This is a genomic window from Clostridium sp. AM27-28 (assembly GCF_003480955.1).
GTDB lineage: Bacteria > Bacillota > Clostridia > Lachnospirales > Lachnospiraceae > Otoolea > Otoolea fessa.
Genome location: NZ_QUJT01000034.1, coordinates 1 through 1,485, shown reverse-complemented (window position 1 = coordinate 1,485; position 1,485 = coordinate 1). Strand labels below are relative to the sequence as shown.

Below are 1,485 nucleotides of genomic sequence, written 5' to 3'. Positions count from 1 at the left end.
GAAATGCACTGGTTCATAATCTCGTTGATTTCCCGGATTTCCCATTGCTTCGGTTCGTCAAAGGCATGGTTCAAGGCTTCCTTGTAGAGCTGCTTGGAACAGACCATGCTCCCGGTGTACTTATCAAGATACGCCTGTATCATTCCGGCTTTGGTGTCCTCCGGCATAAAATCCCGCTGGTGTTCTTTGAGATACCGCTGCATGGCGGGGCTGAAAGCCAGCTTGAACCTGCCGCTTCGGTAAATCTCCATTGCTTCTGCCCACATCTGCTCGATATAGGCTCTGGAAGCAGCTTCGTCCTCCAAAATGTGAACCTCAGCTTGCTCCGGGTACACCATGACCGGGATAAAGCGGCGGTTGCCGGAACGGTCAAGGGGCAGGAAGTCAAGGGCATTGGAAGTGCCGCCAAACACGCACTGACGGGGGCGGTCTGCCGGGTGGGTTTCATAGGGTATCTTGTAGACCTCTTTCTGCCGGCTTAAAAACGACTTGATTTCCTCAATGCTCTTGGCGTTGGCAGTTGCCATCATTTCCGACATTTCGATAATCCAGTGACCTTGCAGCTTGCGGTACACATTTTCATCGTCCAGCTTCCGCAAATCATCGGAGAACCACTCGTCCCGGACTGCCAGCAGACGGAAGAAAGTGGACTTGCCAGCCCCCTGACCGCCTACCAGACAGAGCATGATTTCAAACTTGCACCCCGGCTGAAAGGCTCGTGAGATTGCACCCAGCAGGAACAGCTTCAACGCTTCATAGGTGTAATCGTCTGCGTCAGCCCCCAGAAAGTGCCGCAGACAGAAACGGATTCGTTCTGTCCCGTCCCACACAAGGGCACTTAGGTAGTCCCGGATGGGATGGTACTTGTTTTCATTCGCCACAATCCCGATGGCATTATCAATCTTTTTCTCATTGGTAAGCCCATAGGTTTCTTCCAGATAGAGAAGCAGATACTTCATATCCGTATCGTTCAGGGCTGTGCTTTCTCTGTGGAAGCCGATGGGCTTTATGATGTCCTTGCGGTCGGTCAGGATGTTGTATGCGATAGCCCCGGAAAGCAGCGGGTCACGCTGGAATACGGTCAGGCAGTTCCGTATGCTCTGACGGACACCGCCTTTCTCGGTAGTTTCCAGTCCCGCTTTGATTTCCTCAATGCTCTGGGGTGGCTGCATGGCGTTCATGGTGTTTTTTAATTCTTGCTGCGTCTGCGGCTGCAAGCTCTGCCATTCGCTGTTCAAGCTGTATCACATCCTTTCCGTAGTCCGCAATCAAAGCCGCTTTTTCCTCTGTCTCCCCGAACAGCAATATATCCAGCAGATATTCCACTTGGGCTTGCTTCTGTAAGGCTTCCACGAACCGGGGATGAAAGGCTTCCTCCGGGGAGTGCGGGGCGTAGTCCTTTCTCCATGCCATAAGCAAGTGGAGATAATCGGCAAGAATACGGAAGCAGCGGTTCTTTGCTTCCTGAAACTGTTCCTCCGGGGA

At 52.6% G+C, this 1,485-nt stretch carries 1 protein-coding gene and 1 pseudogene; both read right to left on the bottom strand.

The genetic code is table 11. The annotated features are described in order from the left end of the window. On the bottom strand, window positions 1-1,181 hold a 1,181-nt coding region (locus DW720_RS15480), incomplete at its 3' end, for a virulence-associated E family protein (RefSeq protein ID WP_118749818.1). Beyond that, window positions 1,150-1,485 (bottom strand): annotated as a pseudogene (locus DW720_RS15475) (DNA primase); the annotation flags it as partial. The gene DW720_RS15480 and the pseudogene DW720_RS15475, both read right to left, overlap by 32 nt.